The 16,576-nt window shown below is 58.4% G+C and carries 19 protein-coding genes, 1 tRNA gene and 1 pseudogene; 13 read left to right on the top strand and 8 right to left on the bottom strand.

All coding sequences use genetic code 11. The features are described 5' to 3' along the window. Positions 1 to 3: 3 nt before the first annotated feature. The 3 genes from KVH01_RS03440 (at position 4) to KVH01_RS03450 (ending at position 3,239) form a co-directional block, all read left to right on the top strand. The gene (locus tag KVH01_RS03440; protein ID WP_043046391.1) at positions 4 to 591 is read left to right on the top strand and encodes a sigma-E factor negative regulatory protein; all 588 of its coding nucleotides are present in this window, start codon (positions 4 to 6) and stop codon (positions 589 to 591) included. Between the two features lie 16 nt (positions 592 to 607). Next, positions 608 to 1,567: a MucB/RseB C-terminal domain-containing protein gene (locus KVH01_RS03445; protein WP_217880463.1), complete on the top strand. Its 960-nt coding sequence runs from the start codon at positions 608 to 610 to the stop codon at positions 1,565 to 1,567. A 235-nt stretch (positions 1,568 to 1,802) separates the two neighbouring features. After that, positions 1,803 to 3,239: a DegQ family serine endoprotease gene (locus KVH01_RS03450; RefSeq protein WP_057011938.1), complete on the top strand. Its 1,437-nt coding sequence runs from the start codon at positions 1,803 to 1,805 to the stop codon at positions 3,237 to 3,239. A gap of 67 nt (positions 3,240 to 3,306) precedes the next feature. Here KVH01_RS03450 and KVH01_RS03455 read toward each other — a convergent pair whose 3' ends face one another. Then, the gene (locus KVH01_RS03455) at positions 3,307 to 4,740 is read right to left on the bottom strand and encodes a M48 family metalloprotease (RefSeq protein WP_046071419.1); all 1,434 of its coding nucleotides are present in this window, start codon (positions 4,738 to 4,740) and stop codon (positions 3,307 to 3,309) included. A 95-nt stretch (positions 4,741 to 4,835) separates the two neighbouring features. Here KVH01_RS03455 and KVH01_RS03460 point away from each other — a divergent pair, with 95 nt between their 5' ends. Further along, on the top strand, positions 4,836 to 5,075 hold the full coding sequence (locus tag KVH01_RS03460; protein ID WP_217880464.1) for a sulfurtransferase TusA family protein: 240 nt from the start codon (positions 4,836 to 4,838) through the stop codon (positions 5,073 to 5,075). Between the two features lie 19 nt (positions 5,076 to 5,094). Here KVH01_RS03460 and KVH01_RS03465 read toward each other — a convergent pair whose 3' ends face one another. Next, complete coding sequence (locus tag KVH01_RS03465) at positions 5,095 to 5,568, bottom strand: peroxiredoxin (RefSeq protein WP_217880465.1); 474 nt, start codon at positions 5,566 to 5,568, stop codon at positions 5,095 to 5,097. A gap of 10 nt (positions 5,569 to 5,578) precedes the next feature. Then, positions 5,579 to 6,139, bottom strand: coding sequence for a glycine cleavage system protein R (locus KVH01_RS03470; RefSeq protein WP_003189463.1), 561 nt, complete (start codon positions 6,137 to 6,139; stop codon positions 5,579 to 5,581). Between the two features lie 262 nt (positions 6,140 to 6,401). Here KVH01_RS03470 and dapA point away from each other — a divergent pair, with 262 nt between their 5' ends. The 7 genes from dapA (at position 6,402) to hepT (ending at position 11,016) form a co-directional block, all read left to right on the top strand. Beyond that, positions 6,402 to 7,280 (top strand): 4-hydroxy-tetrahydrodipicolinate synthase, encoded by an 879-nt coding sequence (gene dapA / locus KVH01_RS03475; protein WP_014717368.1) that lies wholly within the window; start codon positions 6,402 to 6,404, stop codon positions 7,278 to 7,280. Positions 7,281 to 7,297: 17 nt separating this feature from the next. Next, complete coding sequence (bamC, locus tag KVH01_RS03480; RefSeq protein ID WP_217880466.1) at positions 7,298 to 8,413, top strand: outer membrane protein assembly factor BamC; 1,116 nt, start codon at positions 7,298 to 7,300, stop codon at positions 8,411 to 8,413. Between the two features lie 4 nt (positions 8,414 to 8,417). Continuing rightward, positions 8,418 to 9,176: an MBL fold metallo-hydrolase gene (locus KVH01_RS03485; RefSeq protein ID WP_124376864.1), complete on the top strand. Its 759-nt coding sequence runs from the start codon at positions 8,418 to 8,420 to the stop codon at positions 9,174 to 9,176. 27 nt (positions 9,177 to 9,203) lie between these two features. Beyond that, on the top strand, positions 9,204 to 9,917 hold the full coding sequence (purC, locus tag KVH01_RS03490; protein ID WP_010212191.1) for a phosphoribosylaminoimidazolesuccinocarboxamide synthase: 714 nt from the start codon (positions 9,204 to 9,206) through the stop codon (positions 9,915 to 9,917). A gap of 83 nt (positions 9,918 to 10,000) precedes the next feature. After that, positions 10,001 to 10,090: transfer RNA gene (locus KVH01_RS03495), tRNA-Ser, on the top strand. 121 nt (positions 10,091 to 10,211) lie between these two features. Continuing rightward, a complete protein-coding gene (mntA, locus tag KVH01_RS03500) occupies positions 10,212 to 10,607 on the top strand; it encodes a type VII toxin-antitoxin system MntA family adenylyltransferase antitoxin (protein ID WP_005786031.1) in 396 nt (131 codons plus the stop codon). Continuing rightward, a complete protein-coding gene (hepT, locus tag KVH01_RS03505) occupies positions 10,597 to 11,016 on the top strand; it encodes a type VII toxin-antitoxin system HepT family RNase toxin (protein WP_217880467.1) in 420 nt (139 codons plus the stop codon). Before mntA ends, hepT begins: the two co-directional genes overlap by 11 nt. Before the next feature lie 32 nt (positions 11,017 to 11,048). Here hepT and KVH01_RS03510 read toward each other — a convergent pair. Then, positions 11,049 to 11,132 (bottom strand): annotated as a pseudogene (locus KVH01_RS03510) (type II toxin-antitoxin system RelB/DinJ family antitoxin); the annotation flags it as partial. Between the two features lie 520 nt (positions 11,133 to 11,652). Here KVH01_RS03510 and KVH01_RS03515 point away from each other — a divergent pair. Continuing rightward, positions 11,653 to 11,904: a DUF6124 family protein gene (locus KVH01_RS03515; RefSeq protein WP_005786036.1), complete on the top strand. Its 252-nt coding sequence runs from the start codon at positions 11,653 to 11,655 to the stop codon at positions 11,902 to 11,904. Between the two features lie 73 nt (positions 11,905 to 11,977). Here the strand turns inward: KVH01_RS03515 and KVH01_RS03520 are convergent, their stop codons facing one another. The 4 genes from KVH01_RS03520 to KVH01_RS03535 all read right to left on the bottom strand — a co-directional run bounded on the left by KVH01_RS03520 (position 11,978) and on the right by KVH01_RS03535 (position 15,095). Beyond that, complete coding sequence (locus tag KVH01_RS03520; RefSeq protein ID WP_217880468.1) at positions 11,978 to 13,204, bottom strand: MFS transporter; 1,227 nt, start codon at positions 13,202 to 13,204, stop codon at positions 11,978 to 11,980. Between the two features lie 239 nt (positions 13,205 to 13,443). After that, the gene (gene nadS, locus KVH01_RS03525) at positions 13,444 to 13,731 is read right to left on the bottom strand and encodes a NadS family protein (RefSeq protein ID WP_057022035.1); all 288 of its coding nucleotides are present in this window, start codon (positions 13,729 to 13,731) and stop codon (positions 13,444 to 13,446) included. Positions 13,732 to 13,733: 2 nt separating this feature from the next. After that, a complete protein-coding gene (locus tag KVH01_RS03530; RefSeq protein ID WP_057022036.1) occupies positions 13,734 to 14,048 on the bottom strand; it encodes a type II toxin-antitoxin system RelE/ParE family toxin in 315 nt (104 codons plus the stop codon). Positions 14,049 to 14,153: 105 nt separating this feature from the next. After that, entirely contained in the window at positions 14,154 to 15,095 is a 942-nt protein-coding gene (locus KVH01_RS03535; protein WP_217880469.1) for a LysR family transcriptional regulator, read from the bottom strand. Positions 15,096 to 15,252: 157 nt separating this feature from the next. Between KVH01_RS03535 and KVH01_RS03540 the strand changes: the two genes are divergently transcribed. Continuing rightward, positions 15,253 to 16,569, top strand: a complete 1,317-nt coding sequence (locus KVH01_RS03540) for an MFS transporter (protein ID WP_217880470.1) — start codon at positions 15,253 to 15,255, stop codon at positions 16,567 to 16,569. The last annotated feature ends 7 nt before the right edge of the window (positions 16,570 to 16,576 follow it).

A 16,576-nucleotide genomic window follows, 5' to 3' on the forward strand; every position in this document is an offset into this window, starting at 1 on the left:
GCCATGAGTCGTGATGCCCTGCAGGAATCGCTGTCCGCAGTGATGGATAACGAAGCGGATGAACTGGAACTTCGTCGGGTGCTCAATGCATTTGATGATGCCGAAACCCGTGATACCTGGTCTCGTTACCAAGTCGCTCGGGCGGTGATGCACAAGGATCTTCTAATCCCTCGTCTGGATATTGCTGCGGCCGTTTCTGCTGCGCTTGCTGATGAAGCCGTTCCGGCAAAAGCTGCACGGGGTCCATGGCGTAGCCTGGGTCGCCTGGCAGTAGCTGCTTCGGTCACCGTCGCTGTGCTCGCTGGTGTTCGCCTGTACAACCAGGATGAGATTGCTGGCAACGAGTTGGCCCAACAGACCCAGCAACCGGTCATGGCCGGTCCGCAAGTCAAAGGCCCGGCCGTACTGGCAGGCTACAAGGAAAGCTCCGATACCACCGGCCCTATGGCTAATGGTGTGCTTCAAGGGCAATCCGGTTGGCAGGACCAGCGTCTTCCAGGCTACTTGCGTCAACATGCGCAGGAATCGGCTTCGAAAGGCACTGAAAGCGCTCTGCCATACGCTCGCGCAGCAAGCCAGGAAAACCGTTGATCCGCTAAGGAGCCCTATGCGCGCCATACCGCTCCTTACGCTTTGGCTCAGTAGTTGGTTTGCACTATCCGCCCATGCCGATGAAGCCCAAGATTGGCTGACTCGACTTGGGCGTGCAGAGCAGCAGCAAAGCTTTGAAGGCACGTTTGTCTACGAACGCAATGGCAGTTTTTCTACCCATGACATCTGGCATCGCGTCCAGGATGGTCATGTACGTGAGCGCTTGTTGCAGCTCGATGGCGCTGCTCAGGAAGCCCTCAGGGTAGACGGTCGCACACAGTGCGTCAGCAGTGTCTTGGTTGCTGGCTTGGCGAGTTCTTCTGATACACCTTCGCGTGCACTCGATCCACAAAAACTCACTCAATTCTATGAATTGGCCGTTATCGGTAAATCCCGTGTGGCCGGTCGTAATGCGGTGATCGTGTCGATCAGCCCGCGTGATCAATATCGCTTTGGTTTTGAATTGCACCTGGATCGTGAAACTGCGCTGCCGCTCAAATCCTTGCTGCTCAATGATCAGGGGCAGCTGTTGGAGCGCTTTCAGTATACGCGCCTTGATACCCGCGCCGTTCCGTCCGACCAGGACTTGCAGCCTGGCCGCGAGTGTTCGCCTGTCGCTGTAGCCTCCTCTAAAGTCTCCAGCACGCCTGTCACCCAGGTGTGGCATCTGGATTGGCTGCCGCCTGGCTTCCAGCAGATCAGTGCTGTCACGCGCAAAGATACCCAAACCAAAGCCACCGTCGATAGCCTGATGTATGACGATGGGCTCGCGCGTTTTTCTGTGTTTCTGGAGTCAGCAAAAGGTGCTGATGTGAATGAAACCCGTGCTCAGCTTGGGCCAACCGTAGCCGTATCCCGACGTTTGAATACGGTGGAAGGTGAAATGATGGTGACGGTGGTGGGCGAAATCCCTATTGGCACTGCTGAGCGTATCGCCTTATCGGTGCGTAGTGGAAAGGCTGCTGCCAAGCCATGAACTTGTTAATCCTGCGTTCATGCTGATCTTTCAATCTGTGCCCAACTTTGGTTGGGTACTGAGCGTATGAAATCTCTGGATCAGCATTTTCACTTGCAAAAACTCCCTATGTTTTTTATAGGTCAGGGTTTGATGGCCCTGGCCTTGTTTTGTTCGCGGGACAAAAGTGCCGGTCGCAGTCTCCGGCATTTATTGAACCCTGTCGCTTAACCCTGCTCGTCGTAACGGGAGCTGTATGTCGATACCACGTTTGAAGTCTTACCTATCCATAGTCGCCACGGTGCTGGTGCTGGGTCAGGCCTTGCCTGCGCAAGCAGTCGAACTGCCTGACTTCACCCAATTGGTGGAGCAGGCCTCGCCTGCGGTGGTGAACATCAGTACCACGCAAAAACTGCCGGATCGCAAAGTATCGAACCAGCAGATGCCGGATCTGGAAGGCTTGCCGCCCATGCTGCGCGAGTTCTTCGAGCGCGGCATGCCGCAACCACGCGCCCCTCGTGGCGGCGGTGGTCAGCGCGAAGCCCAGTCGCTGGGTTCCGGCTTCATCATCTCGCCCGATGGCTATATCCTCACCAACAATCACGTGATTGCCGATGCCGACGAAATTCTCGTACGCCTGGCTGATCGCAGTGAGCTCAAGGCCAAGCTGATCGGCACCGACCCACGCTCTGACGTAGCGCTGCTGAAAATCGATGGCAAGGACTTGCCGGTCCTCAAGCTCGGTAAATCCCAGGACTTGAAAGCCGGCCAGTGGGTGGTAGCCATCGGTTCACCGTTCGGCTTCGACCATACGGTTACCCAGGGCATTGTCAGTGCCATCGGTCGCAGCCTGCCGAATGAAAACTACGTACCGTTCATCCAGACCGACGTGCCGATCAACCCGGGCAATTCCGGTGGTCCGTTGTTCAACCTGGCTGGCGAAGTCGTGGGGATCAACTCGCAGATCTACACGCGCTCCGGTGGTTTCATGGGCGTTTCCTTTGCGATCCCGATCGACGTGGCCATGGACGTTTCCAACCAGTTGAAGAGCGGTGGCAAGGTCAGCCGGGGTTGGTTGGGTGTGGTCATCCAGGAAGTGAACAAGGATCTGGCTGAGTCCTTCGGCCTCGACAAGCCGGCCGGTGCGCTGGTTGCACAGATTCAGGACAATGGCCCTGCAGCCAAGGGCGGCCTGAAAGTCGGCGACGTGATCCTGAGCATGAACGGCCAGCCAATCATCATGTCGGCCGACCTGCCTCATCTGGTCGGCGCGCTCAAGGCTGGCGGCAAAGCCAAGCTGGAAGTGATCCGTGACGGCAAGCGTCAGAACGTTGAGCTGACCGTCGGCGCCATCCCGGAAGAAGGTGCGACCCTGGATGCCCTGGGCAATGCCAAGCCAGGTGCCGAGCGCAGCAGCAACCGCCTGGGTATTGCCGTGGTTGAGCTGACCGCCGAGCAGAAGAAAACCTTCGACCTGCAGAGCGGTGTCGTCATCAAGGAAGTCCAGGACGGCCCGGCCGCCTTGATCGGCCTGCAGCCTGGCGACGTCATCACCCATCTGAACAACCAGGCGATCGACTCTACCAAGGAATTCACCGACATCGCCAAGGCGTTGCCGAAGAATCGTTCGGTGTCGATGCGCGTCCTGCGTCAAGGTCGAGCCAGCTTCATCACCTTCAAGCTGGCGGAGTAATCTACTAGCCCACAAAAAAGCCCCGCTGTCGGTTAACGACAGCGGGGCTTTTTTGTGGCTGATGGGTTTAGCTCATCATGCCTTTGACCAAGCGCTCCTGTTCGATCAGCTCACGCTGGCGGGCATCGATGCGCGAGGACAGTGGGAAATTATTGCCGGCGCGGCGCTTGGCAAAGTCCAACTGCTGGATGGCTTGCTGGAAATCACCCACCAGGGCGAAGTATTCGGCACGAGCCTGGTGCAGGCCGATGATGTTGCCGGATAAGCCGCGGGTCTCGGCGACCTGATACCACACGTCCGGATCGTCCGGGCGGGACTTGAGCAGCCCGTCCAATGCTTTCTCCGCATCGGCGGTGCGGTTCTGCTTAAGCAACAAGTCCACTCGCACCTGATTCAGCGGGTAGTTGCTGGGATACTGGGTGAGCATGCGGTCGGTACGTTGCTGTGCGTCCGGCATGCGGTTGCTGGTGATGTCCAGCTCGATCTGCGCCAGGTTGTAGGTGATATCGTTGGGCGCCTTGGCCAGCAGCGGTGCCAGGCTCTCCCGTGCTTCCTTGAGCTGGGTGCCCTTGATCTGTGCGATGGCCAGGCCGTATCGCGCCACATCGTTCTTGGGGTTCTCGTCCAACTGTGCCTGGAAGCGCTTGGCGGCGAGACCTGGCGTGTCTTCGTACTTCAATTGCACCCGTGCGCGAATCAACTGATAGCGCAGGCTGTCTTCCTTGCCGCCGGGTTTGGCCTGCTCGGCGCGGTTACGGGTATCGGCGATCCGCGATTCAGTCACCGGGTGAGTCAGCAGGAATTCCGGTGGCTTGGCGTCGAAGCGGTATTGGCGCATCAGGCGTTCGAACATGGTCGGCATGGAGCGTGGGTCGTAGCCGGCTTTCTCCAGGTTGAGGATGCCGATACGGTCGGCCTCCTGTTCGTTCTGCCGGGAGAATCGGCGTTGTTCCTGGATCGCTGCGGCTTGTGAGCCGGCAATCGCGGCGATACCCGCGTCGCCTGCACCCGCGGCGGCGGCGATGATACCGCCGAGCAGGGCGGCCATCATCGGCAGCTGCATGCGTGACTGCGCTTCCACGCCCCGGGCGAAGTGGCGCTGGGACAAGTGCGCCAGTTCGTGGGCCAGTACCGACGCGTATTCACCTTCGGTCTGGGCATTGAGGAACAAGCCGCCGTTGACTCCGACGATCCCGCCAGGTGCCGCAAAGGCATTGAGCTGCGGGCTGTTGATCAGGATGAATTCCAGGCGCCGGTCGTTGACCTGGCTGGTCTCTACCAGCTTGTACACGCTGGTTTCGACGTAATCCTTGAGTTGTGGGTCATTGAGCTGAGACACCTGGCCGCGCAGGTAGGCCAGCCAGGCGCGGCCCAGTTGGTATTCCTGTTGGGGCGAGACAATGGCAGAACTGGCGTCGCCAAGTGACGGCAGCTCGTCAGCGAAGGCCGGGGAGGCCAGCAGGCAGGCCAGCGTCAGCAGGGTAGGGCGCAAAAAAGTCATGCACAAAGCCTTTCGACAAAGAGCTTACTGTAGCCGGACACTGAGCTTGGGACCAGATATTCTAAGCAACCCAAATGTTTGCCTGGAGTAACACCATGACCGACGCTGCAGCCTTTGACGCCGAACTCGATGCCAGCGGCCTCAACTGCCCGCTGCCTCTGCTCAAGGCCAAGCTGGAACTCAATCGTTTGGCTAGCGGGGACGTGCTTAAAGTGATCGCCACCGATGCAGGTTCCCAACGCGATTTTCGCACCTTTGCCAAACTGGCGGGCCATACGTTGGTTCGGGAAGAAGAGGCAGCTGGCGTTTACCGCTATTGGTTGCGCAAGGCCTGAAGGCCTTGCAAGCGCGAGATCAGGCCTTGTTCAGCGCCTGCGCCGCGGCCAGGACCGCATCCACATGCCCCGGTACTTTCACGCCCCGCCATTCCTGACGCAGCACACCTTCGCTGTCGATCAGGAAGGTGCTGCGATCCACGCCCAGGTATTCCTTGCCGTACAGCTTCTTCAGCTTGATCACATCGAATAGCTGGCAAACCGCCTCGTCTTTATCGCTGATCAGCTCGAAGGGGAATTGCTGCTTGCCCTTGAAGTTCTCGTGGGACTTGACGCTGTCACGCGACACACCAAACACCTCGGTGTTGGCCACTTTGAACGCTGCGTACTGGTCACGAAAACCCTGGCCTTCAGTGGTGCAGCCTGGGGTGCTGTCCTTCGGGTAGAAGTAGATCACCACTTGCTTGCCCTTGAGGGCCGCGAGGCTGAAAGTCTGGCCGCTGGTGGCCTGGGCTTCGAAATCGGCCACGGGTTTGTCGATGGCTACCGGCATGGGTGTTTCCTTACATTGGGTTCTGTGGGCGCCATGGCTCGATCAAGGCGTCGAGGTTCAGGGCATCGGCGAAGTCCAGGAACTGGTCGCGCAACCAGCTGATCTGCACGCCGGCCGGCAGGGTCACGGTGAACGTGGCGTTGAGCATGGTGCCGCCGGTCTGTGGCGCCTGGTAGGTGTCGCAGGTCAGGTTTTCCAGCTCGACGTTGTGGTCGATGAAGAACTGGCACAACTCGTTGACGATGTCCGAGCGGTAGGCCGAACTGACATACGCTACATAAGGCAGGGCCTGCGGGCGATTTTCCAGGGCGGCGCTGCGCACCACGTTGACAGTGAAGTCGTGTTTCTTGGCCAGGCCCGGCAGGCCGGTTTCCAGACGCGCCAAGGCGTCCCAGGAGCCGGAGATCTGCAAGACCAGCGCACTGCACTCGCCGTGGCGGGTCAGGCGCGAGGTCACGACGGCGCAGCGGTTTTCATGGCTGGCGCGGCACAGGACGTTGGTCAGCTCCATGGGGTTGGCGCCGAGGGCACTGATAACAAGGAATTGTTCGCGAACTGTGGGGGTGGACATGCAGCCTTCCTAAAGCGATGAGCGGTCGATACTGTGTGGGCCGTATCGATCAAAGGATGAAGGGTAGCGAAAACCGTCGCCAAGGGCTAGGAGGTGGCGTTTTCATTGTGTGATCGGTCGGCTTGCGGCAGTGCTTTGGCCCAATGATGGCATTGCCCGACGTTTAGTTGGTCCAGAACGCATCCTCACGCGGTACTTCGCTTGTACAAGCATCTTGGCGCCAGTACCATTACGGCTCTCTTTTTCCGGCAGGAGCGGTTGCATGATTGCGGGCAGTATGGTGGCACTGGTCACACCCATGGATGCACAAGGTCGTCTCGACTGGGACAGCCTGGGCAAACTGGTGGACTTCCACCTGCAAGAGGGCACCAACGCCATTGTGGCGGTCGGCACCACAGGTGAATCGGCCACTCTCGATGTGGAAGAGCACATCCAGGTGATCGAATTCGTCGTCAAGCGCGTCGCGGGCCGCATTGCCGTGATCGCCGGTACGGGCGCCAACTCGACGCGTGAAGCGATCGAGCTGACCAAAAACGCCAAGAAGGCCGGCGCCGACGCTTGCCTGCTGGTAACCCCGTACTACAACAAGCCGACCCAGGAAGGCTTGTACCAGCACTTCAAAGCCATCGCCGAAGCCGTCCAGATCCCGCAGATCCTCTATAACGTACCGGGTCGCACCGCGTGCGACATGAAGGCCGAGACCGTGATCCGCCTGTCCACCGTGCCGAACATTATCGGCATCAAGGAAGCCACCGGCGACCTGCAGCGCGCCAAGGACATCCTGGCCGGCGTGAGCAGCGACTTCCTGGTGTATTCCGGTGACGACGCCACCGCTGTCGAATTGATCCTGCTGGGTGGCAAGGGCAACATCTCCGTGACCGCCAACGTGGCCCCGCGTGCCATGAGCGACATGTGCGCCGCCGCCATCGCTGGCGATGCCGCGACGGCCCGTGCGATCCACGAGAAGCTGATGCCGCTCAACAAGACACTGTTTATCGAATCCAATCCTATTCCCGTGAAGTGGGCGCTGTTTGAGATGGGCCTGATGCCGGACGGTATCCGTCTGCCGCTCACCCGCCTCAGCGAAGCCTGTCACGAACCGCTGCGACAGGCCCTGCGCCAGTCCGGCGTCCTGGTTTAATTGAGGAAGCACTACGCATGAAGCGATTGGCCGGACTTTCCGCACTTGCCTTGATTATCTCCAGCACCAGTGGCTGCGGTTGGGTATGGGGCCCGGAAGGCTACTTCCGTGACCGTGGCAGCGATTACCTGGAAGCGCAAGCAACCAAACCGATGCAACTGCCGCCTGATGTCAATGTCGCCAAGCGCCTTGACCCGTTGCTGCCGATTCCACGCAACGTCGCCGACGACACCGTCAAGGGCGAATACGTGGTACCGCGTCCACAGCCGATTACCGCAGTGGCGGATGCCAGCGACTACAGCCTGCAGAAAAGCGGCGACAACCGCTGGATCGTGGCCCAGCGCCCACCCGCCGAAGTCTGGCCGGTTGCGGTGCAGTTCTTCCAGGACAACGGTTTTAGCATCGACCAGCAACGCCCGCAGACCGGTGAGTTCACCACGGCGTGGCAGCAAGGTCGCGAGCTGTCCGCGAACATGGCCCAGCGCCTGTTGGCCGGCGGTGTAGCCGCCGACAGCGAAGCCCGTGTGCGGGTACGCATCGAGCCAGGCGTGCAGCGCAATACCAGTGAAGTCTATGTGGTCAGCGCCGAGCGTCCTGCCGGCAGCACGGCCAACGTTGATTTCACACCACGCTCGGTTAATACCGGCGTCGATGTCGCGCTGGTCGACGAGATGCTGGCCAGCATGAGCCGTATCTCCGAGAAGGGCGGTTCCGTTTCCCTGCTCGCCGCCCGTGATTACGACACGCCTAACCGTGTCAGCCTCACCGAAGACGGCAGCGGCAACGTCGTACTCAACCTGGGTGAAGACCTCGATCGCGCCTGGGCCAGTGTTGGTCGCGCGTTGGAGCAGGGCCCTTGGCGTGTTGAAGACATCAACCGCAGCCTGGGCCTGTACTACATCAACGTGGCTGAAAAGGCCGAGAAGAAAGACGACGAGCCAGGTTTCTTCGGCAAATTGTTCGGCAGCACGCCGACCAAGGAAGAGGTTGAAACCCGCGCCGAGCGTTACCAGGTTCGTTTGAGCAAGGTGGGCGAGAGCGTGCAAGTCACCGTCGAGAAGAACATCAACACCGTCGCGCCAGCTGAAACAGCGCGCAAAGTGTTGGGCGTGATTCAAGACAACCTGGGCTGATCCGGTGCGTTTTGCCGTTCTCGGCAGCGGTAGCCAAGGGAACGGTACGCTGGTCGCCCATGACGACACGTATGTGCTGGTCGATTGTGGTTTCTCCCTGCGGGAAACCGAGCGGCGCCTGCTGCGCCTGGGGGTTCACCCCACGCAGCTGAGCGCAATTGTGGTGACCCACGAACATGCCGACCATGTGCATGGCGTGGGTTTGCTGTCTCGGCGCTACAATCTTCCGGTGTACTTGAGTCGTGGCACGTTGCGCGGGATGCGCAAACCCGTTGAACCCGCAGGCTTCCTGGCTGGTGGCGAGCAACTGCAAATCGGAGCGCTGAGCATCGATGTCATTGCAGTCGCTCACGATGCACAAGAGCCGACGCAGTATGTATTCAGTGGCGGTCAGCGGCGTTTCGGCGTGCTGACCGACCTGGGTTCCTACTGCGCCAAGGTGCTGGACGGTTACCGGGACCTCGATGCCTTGATGATCGAATCCAATCACTGCCGAGACCTGCTGGCGCGCGGTCATTACCCCTACTTCCTCAAACAACGGGTGGGCGGCGAGCTGGGACATCTGAACAACCACCAGGCGGCGTACCTGGTGTATGAGTTGGGCTGGCAAGACCTGCAACACCTGGTCCTGGCCCATCTGAGCAGCAAGAACAACCTGCCGACGCTTGCCCGGCAATGCTTTGTCGACACCCTTGGGTGCGACCCGGACTGGCTGCAACTGGCCGATCAAGATTCAGGGCTCGACTGGCGACACATCGCCTAGCCCACCTTACTCAAAGCGGAGCCCATCATGGAAAAACGTGAAGAACTCTACCGCGGCAAAGCCAAGTCGGTGTACAAGACCGACGACGCCAACCGCCTGATCCTGCTGTTTCGCAACGACACCTCGGCGTTCGACGGCAAGCGCATCGAACAGCTTGATCGCAAAGGCATGGTGAACAACAAGTTCAACGCCTTCATCATGCAGAAACTCGAAGCGGCCGGCATCCCGACCCAATTCGACAAACTGCTGGGCGACAACGAGTGCCTGGTCAAGAAGCTCGATATGATCCCGGTGGAATGCGTCGTGCGTAACTACGCCGCCGGCAGCCTGGTCAAGCGCCTGGGTGTGGAAGAGGGCCTCAAGCTCAACCCTTACACGTTCGAGCTGTTCCTGAAGGACGACGCCAAGGGCGACCCGTTCATCAACGAATCCCACGTTGTGGCGTTCGGTTGGGGCACCGCTGAACAACTGGCGCGCATGAAAGAGTTGTCCCTCAAGGTCAACGACGTGCTGAGCAAGCTGTTCGACGACGCCGGCCTGTTGCTGGTGGACTTCAAGCTCGAATTCGGCGTGTTCCACGACGGCTCCATCGTCCTGGGCGACGAGTTCAGCCCGGACGGCTGCCGCCTGTGGGACAAGGACACCAAGAAGAAGATGGACAAAGACCGCTTCCGCCAGGGCCTCGGTGACGTGATCGAAGCCTACGAAGAAGTCGCCAATCGCCTTGGTGTACCGCTGTAATCGACGCAAGCATCTGATAGCACGGAAAAAAATCACCTTTGGGGTTTGCTTCCGCGAAACACACTGTTATGATGCGCGCCGTTGGAGAGATGCCAGAGTGGCCGAATGGGACGGATTCGAAATCCGTTGTACCTTCACCGGTACCTAGGGTTCGAATCCCTATCTCTCCGCCATTATTTATAAACAGAAACCCCCAATAACTTAAAGGTTGTTGGGGGTTTTTGTTTTTGTAGCAGAAATGCTCAGGTGAATTCTGCTACGGTCGTGATTACCTGATGACAATGCGGGTCAATCATGAATTTTGAAAAAGTGCTCACGCATTTGCAGGCTAACCTTCCAGGTCTTTTGGCAGTGTACGTCTTTGGCAGCCAGGCGACGGGCGAGGCAAATGCCGACAGCGATCTTGACTTGGCTGTGCTGATTGAGGGAAGCATTGACCCACTGCAACTGTGGCGCCTATGCGGGGAATTAGCGGATATCGTCAAGGTCCCCGTCGATTTGCTGGACTTACGCGCGGCCTCGACGGTCATGCAATACCAAGTCATAACCACAGGGCGCCGCCTCTGGAGCAAGGACAGTCAGGCGGGTATCTTCGAGAGCTACATACTCAGCGAGAAAACTGCATTGGATTGCGCCAGGGCAGAGCTGCTAGTCGACATTCAAAAGGATGGAACGGTATATGGCCGATGATGTACTCATCAACAAGGCTGCCAGTATTGAGCGTTGCGTTGCTCGTGCTCGGGAGGAGTACGAAAAGGATCCAGCCAGTTTTGCCACTGACTTCACCCGTCAAGATGCGGCCATTCTCAATATTCAGCGTGCCTGCGAGGCGGCTCTGGACATGGGTCAACATCTGATTCGTCGTGAGCGCCTCGGTGTCCCCCAAAGTGCTCGTGACGTGTTTGAGCTGCTGGCGCAGGGAGGATGGGTGAATCCTTCCTTACTGACTAACCTGAAAAACATGGTCGGTTTCCGCAATATCGCGGTGCATGAGTATCAGACGCTTCAGTTGCCTATTGCCGTTGCGATCATCACCAAACATTTGGGCGATTTCCTGGCATTCAGTGCACATGTCTTGACTAAGGACGCAGGCCCGTGAGCCGATTCAAATGGCCCGCGGTAAAATCAAGGCTACAGGTCGTCTAGAGAAACCTTCACTCGCTGAGCAGACGCCTGGCGCTCACGTACGGTCGCTATCAACGCTTCATCCTCTTTTGCCGGGCGCTTTTTGTCCGATTCTTTTACCGTTTCCCTTGGTCTTTTCTTCGCCTCTTGCTCGGTTACGTATTCACCTGTGACCGCATCGCGATATCTCGTTGGCATATCAGCATCCTTGACAGTATGTCGCCACGGCGGCGACCTTTTTGAGGCTAGCTTGCAGGCTTGTGCACACAAGCTTCCTCGCCGGAATTCTGGTTACCAAGCTTTTCCGAAACAGGTGCTTACGTTGTGCCGGTTCGACAGTTTTCCAGCAGGGTTGCGTTGACTGGGGCAGGACGCTAACCTTTCGCCGTCGCCCTAATGGCGACCGGTTTTGACAGACTGATTTACAGGTGTACGACCTCCATGCGATTACAGGCTCTTCTGCTGTGACGTCGTTTTATGGCGGCTGTGCGTGGGGCATCTTCGGGTGCGCCGGGTCCTGTATACCGGTCTGTCAACCCGCGCATAGCTGCCACCTGATTCTGTTTGACAGCGGGATGTGGCAGCTCCCATTGCATACAGGAGCTACACAATGAGCAATCTCGATTCTGACTCCGAATTTTCCCCTCGGAAAATCTTCCATGTAGGTGCAGATGTCGGCACCGAAGAAGCCCTCACCAACGCTACCGAAATCCTTTCATCCGCCCTGCAAACCGCCTATCAATGCGCCGAAGATCCTGACAGCACGCAGTCGCCCGTGATCATGGCCCTGGCTCAATTGATCGAAAACGCGCAAATGCTGGTGGATGCCGTCCTCGAGCGTGATTTCCCCACGGCCAAATAAGTACCTGCTCCCTGAAACGAAAAAAGCCTGCTGAACTCAATGCTCAGCAGGCTTTTTTGCGCATCTAACCCGGTCAGGCAGGCTGCGCCACCAGGCTATTGCTGACCTTGCGCCCCAATACCAGCACGGTCGCAAACCCGAACCCCACCAACACCGTGGCCAGGCTCAACAACACCGAGCTGCCCATCTGGTCGACGATGCGCCCGCCAAAGAACGAGCCCAGGGCAATGATCACCTGAAACAGCGCCACAAACAGTGGCATGCCGCGTTCGACATCCTTGGGGGCCACGACAAACATCCAGATGCTGGCGCAAGCCGGGAAGGCGCCGAAGGCGAAACCCCAGAGTGCGATCAGCATCGAGGCGCCTGTCAGGCCGGTGGCGAAGTAGGGGAACAGTGCGGTGCTGGTACCGATCATCAACGCAACCAGCAGCAGGGTGTGACGTACGCTGCGGTTGGCGGCGAAACCGGCAAAGATATTGCCCATTACCCCGGCCACACCGTAGAGCAGCAGCAATGAACCAATTGTCGGGCCGTCAAAGCCGGAGCTGTTTTTGAAGAAGGGCGCGACATAGGTATACGCAGCAAAGTGCGCCAAGCCGATGAGCAACACTGCGATCAAGCCGACTCGCGCCTGTGGGTTGATAAACAACGCGGGCAGGTCACGGATCTCAATGGCCTTTTCCGGGGTGAGTCGCGGCAGCAGAAAAATCTGCGCCAGCAGCACCGGTATGCCCACCAACGCCGTGACCAGGAAGGTCATGCGCCAGCCCATCAGGCCGCTGAGCCAGGTACCCACAGGCACGCCCAGAACGGTGGCCAGGGTCACGCCCATCATGATGATCGACGTGGCTTTCGCAACCCCAACGCCTTTGGGCGCTAGCCGCCCGCTGAGGGCAATGGCCGTGGCCCAGAAGCCGCCGATGCTGATGCCGAGCAATACGCGGCCGAACAGCAGCAGGCTGAAATCGGTGGCGAAGGCCACCACCGAGTTGGCGATGATCATCACCAGTGTCAGGCCAATCAGCAGATAGCGACGGTCCATGGCGCCAATGCTGACCGACAGAAACGGCGCGGCGAGAGCGGCCATGATGCCGGGCAATGTGACCATCAATCCGGCGTGACCGGCACTGATGCCCAGGTCGCTGGCGACGTCGTTGAGTACGCCCACCGGCAGGAATTCACTGGTCACCAGGGCGAAGGCACCCACGGCGACTGAAAGAATCGCCAGCCACTGCTGTTTGACGCTTTGTTGATTATGTTCGGGAAGCCCGCTAGGGGCCTGGCTCGCGCTTGGCATGGGATTGGGTTCCGGGAGGAATATCGCCTGAAGCCAGGCGAGGAGGGAATTTGGAGCGATTATAGGAATCAGTGGCGGCAATCGTTCAGGCGCTCGTTTCGATAGTAATCATCAGTGCTATCGATGTGAGATTTTAAAAAGCCTTAAATCTGCCGCACAAACGAAAAAGCCCGTCGCTGAGTCAGCTCCGAGCTTTTCCGGTTATGACGATGGTTAAGGCGCAGCGGTGGAGTCTTATTTTAGCTAGCCAACGCATTCAGTACATGGACTGGGTCATTATGGATAGCTTTCAACAATGCCTTTGCTGGTCCGGTAGGTTCACGACGACCCTGCTCCCAGTTACGTAATGTGCCAAGTTGCACATCAATCAGCGCTGCGAATTTAGCCTGGGTCAGCCCTGTCGCCTTGCGGATCTCTTTGACTCGCATTGAATCAACATGGAATTCACGAGAAGGTTCGCGTTCTCCGCGCAGGATCTCGTTCATCTCTTGAACGCTTTCCATCAGTTCATTAAAAAATCTGCTCATAGCTATCTCCAGTGCTCAATCGCAGCCTTCAGTGACTTGCGCTCGTCGGCAGTCAAGTCCTGCTGTTCATTTTTGGGATAGATCATCAGTAGAACAATCTGTGATGCCGAGACGAAGTGGTAATAGATCACCCGCGCCCCGCCTCGTTTGCCATGGCCCTTGGCTGCTACTCGTATCTTGCGAACTCCACCCGTACCCTCGATTACATCGCCAGCAGAAGGGTTGACTACCAACACGTTCTGAAGAGCCGTGTAGGCATCCTCGTCGATCAATTCTTTAACGCGACGGGTGAAGACTGACGTCTCTATGAAAATCATCGCTAATGTACGCCATTGGCTTAGTTGACTGCAATCCTAGCCGTGCGTGCTTCGACGTGCATCCAGTGAGTTGTAACTGCTTTTTGACACGCAGGATGTGGCCAATTATACGTCGGCCAACCGCCCCAAAAGACACTCAATAAACACCCCCTCCGCCCGGCTCATCTTCTGCTCCCGGTTCCACAGCAGATGAATATCCACATCCGCAATCCCCTCATCCGGCGGCAACCGCCACAGCAGCCCGTTCTTCACATCGTCCGCCACCACATGAATGGGCAAACACCCCAAGCCAAACCCGGCAATCACCAAACGCCGCACTTCTTCCAGGCTGGAAGATGACGCCACGATCCTCCCACCGAACCCTTGCTGATCACGGAAAATCGTCAGCGGCGAGAGCATTCCGCCAATCTGGTCGCTGGTAAAACTCACGAAGTTTTCCGACTGCAAATCCCCCTCGGCCAGGCCTTTGCGCCCAAACAATCGATGGTGTTTTCCGCAGAAAAAAGCGTAACGCTGACGCAAAAAGAGGTGCTGTTCCAGGCGCGGTTGCGGCCGACGATTGAGACTGAGCCCAAGGGTCGCGGTTTTTTCCAGCAGGGCGGCGACGATGTCGGAGCTGCGCATCACTTCGACTTCCAGATCGACCCGCGGATGTTCACGATGAAAGCCTGCGAGAAAGTCATCGAAGGTGTCGGAATTAATCCGGCTGATCATCAGCAAGCGCACCTTGCCGATCACTTCATCACCGGGCTTTTGCACGGCGTTGCTCATCTGCGACACCTGGCCGTACATCTCGCCGGCGATCGCGAAGATCTGTTCACCGGCCTCGGTGAGCACGAAGCGCGGGCCACGGCGCACGATGAGCTGGCAGTCGAGTTGCTCTTCCAGACGCTTGAGCGCCTGGCTGATGGCCGGTTGCGTCAGGTGCAGGCGCGCGGCGGCGCGGCTGATGCTCAGTTCCTGGCCGATCACGCGGAAGGTGCGCAGCAGGTTCCAGTCCAGACGGTCGTTGAGCAGCGGATGAATATCGCGACGGGATTGGGACATGGCATCGCTCGATAATAAGCAGGATTTATAATCAAGATAATAAATAGAAAATTGACTAATCATAGCCCGGAGCCGAAAAATCGGGCTTAACAAGCGCCACCAGAGCGCACCGGTTCGACCTTCTCCTGCCAAAAAAATAACCAAAGGAGCCAGCCCCATGAAGCCTTCCGCTTCGCCGCAGCCTCGCCGTGCCGCGGCCGCCGCTTTTATCGGCACCATGATCGAGTGGTACGACTTTTACATCTATGCCACCGCTGCGGCGCTGGTGTTCGGTCAGCTGTTTTTCCCATCCGACGATAAGCTGTTCAGCACCATGGCTGCGTTCGGCACTTTCGCCGTAGGCTTTTTCGCCCGGCCATTGGGCGGCATCGTGTTCGGCCATATCGGTGACCGTATCGGCCGCAAGAAATCCCTGGTGATTACCCTGGTCATGATGGGCGTGGTCACGGTGTGCATTGGCCTGTTGCCGACCTACGCACAGATCGGTGCTGCCGCGCCGGTGCTGCTGATACTGCTGCGGGTAGTGCAGGGCATTGCGGTCGGTGGCGAGTGGGGCGGGGCGGTGTTGATGGCTGGCGAGCATGCGCCAAAGGGGCGGCGTAATTTCTTTGCGTCCTTCGCGCAGTTGGGTAGCCCGGCGGGTTTGATCCTTTCCCTGCTGGCGTTCAGTGCGGTGACCCGTTTGCCCGAAGAAGACCTGCTCAGTTGGGGCTGGCGCCTGCCCTTTCTAGCCAGTGCCTTGTTGTTGGTCGTTGGCCTGGCGATTCGCTTGGGTGTGAACGAGTCGCCGGAGTTCCTCGAAGACAAAGCCCTGGCGGAAAAAGCGCGGGCGATCAAGAAGGACCAAGCCCCCGTGCTGGAAGTGCTGAAAACCGCTTGGCGCCCACTGTTGTTGTGCATTGGCGCCAACACGTTGGGGATTGCCGGCGTGTATTTCACCAACACCTTCATGATTGCCTACAGCACTCAGCAACTGAACCTGCCGCGCTCGCTGATTCTGGAATGCCTGTTCTTCGTCGCCATTATTCAATTCTGCGTTCAGCCACTGGCCGCCTGGGTGGCGGAGAAGGTCGGCGCTACGCGGTTTCTGTGCGCCATGTGCGTGCTGGCAATGGCCTCGCCGTACCCGATGTTCGTATTGGTCAGCAGCGGCCAGGCGCTTTTGATCATCCTCGGCATTGCCCTGGCGGTGGTGTGCATGGCGTCGTTCTACGCCGTCATTGCAGGTTTTGTCAGCGGCTTGTTTGAAACGCGCGTGCGCTACACCGCGATCTCCCTGGCTTATCAGGTATGCGGTGCGTTGGCCGGTGGCCTGACACCGTTGATCGGCACCTGGCTGGCCCATCAGTACCAAGGTCAATGGTGGCCGATGGCAGTGTTTTACAGCGTGATCGCGGCGGTCTCGTTGGTGTGCGTGCTGGCCTTGTCCCGCCGCCATGCTACGGCCCACCGCCTGGAAATGGCACACAGTTGAGGAAGTC

This window comes from Pseudomonas khavaziana (genome assembly GCF_019145205.1).
In the GTDB taxonomy this organism is placed as follows: domain Bacteria; phylum Pseudomonadota; class Gammaproteobacteria; order Pseudomonadales; family Pseudomonadaceae; genus Aquipseudomonas; species Aquipseudomonas khavaziana.

Bases quoted from the DNA above. Each gene is read 5' to 3' on its own strand.
- KVH01_RS03440 (WP_043046391.1), top strand. From the start codon at position 4: ATGAGTCGTGATGCCCTGCAGGAATCGCTGTCCGCAGTGATGGATAAC.
- KVH01_RS03445 (WP_217880463.1), top strand. From the start codon at position 608: ATGCGCGCCATACCGCTCCTTACGCTTTGGCTCAGTAGTTGGTTTGCA.
- KVH01_RS03450 (WP_057011938.1), top strand. From the start codon at position 1,803: ATGTCGATACCACGTTTGAAGTCTTACCTATCCATAGTCGCCACGGTG.
- KVH01_RS03455 (WP_046071419.1), bottom strand. From the start codon at position 4,740: ATGACTTTTTTGCGCCCTACCCTGCTGACGCTGGCCTGCCTGCTGGCC.
- KVH01_RS03460 (WP_217880464.1), top strand. From the start codon at position 4,836: ATGACCGACGCTGCAGCCTTTGACGCCGAACTCGATGCCAGCGGCCTC.
- KVH01_RS03465 (WP_217880465.1), bottom strand. From the start codon at position 5,568: ATGCCGGTAGCCATCGACAAACCCGTGGCCGATTTCGAAGCCCAGGCC.
- KVH01_RS03470 (WP_003189463.1), bottom strand. From the start codon at position 6,139: ATGTCCACCCCCACAGTTCGCGAACAATTCCTTGTTATCAGTGCCCTC.
- dapA (WP_014717368.1), top strand. From the start codon at position 6,402: ATGATTGCGGGCAGTATGGTGGCACTGGTCACACCCATGGATGCACAA.
- bamC (WP_217880466.1), top strand. From the start codon at position 7,298: ATGAAGCGATTGGCCGGACTTTCCGCACTTGCCTTGATTATCTCCAGC.
- purC (WP_010212191.1), top strand. From the start codon at position 9,204: ATGGAAAAACGTGAAGAACTCTACCGCGGCAAAGCCAAGTCGGTGTAC.
- mntA (WP_005786031.1), top strand. From the start codon at position 10,212: ATGAATTTTGAAAAAGTGCTCACGCATTTGCAGGCTAACCTTCCAGGT.
- hepT (WP_217880467.1), top strand. From the start codon at position 10,597: ATGGCCGATGATGTACTCATCAACAAGGCTGCCAGTATTGAGCGTTGC.
- KVH01_RS03515 (WP_005786036.1), top strand. From the start codon at position 11,653: ATGAGCAATCTCGATTCTGACTCCGAATTTTCCCCTCGGAAAATCTTC.
- KVH01_RS03520 (WP_217880468.1), bottom strand. From the start codon at position 13,204: ATGCCAAGCGCGAGCCAGGCCCCTAGCGGGCTTCCCGAACATAATCAA.
- nadS (WP_057022035.1), bottom strand. From the start codon at position 13,731: ATGAGCAGATTTTTTAATGAACTGATGGAAAGCGTTCAAGAGATGAAC.
- KVH01_RS03530 (WP_057022036.1), bottom strand. From the start codon at position 14,048: ATGATTTTCATAGAGACGTCAGTCTTCACCCGTCGCGTTAAAGAATTG.
- KVH01_RS03535 (WP_217880469.1), bottom strand. From the start codon at position 15,095: ATGTCCCAATCCCGTCGCGATATTCATCCGCTGCTCAACGACCGTCTG.
- KVH01_RS03540 (WP_217880470.1), top strand. From the start codon at position 15,253: ATGAAGCCTTCCGCTTCGCCGCAGCCTCGCCGTGCCGCGGCCGCCGCT.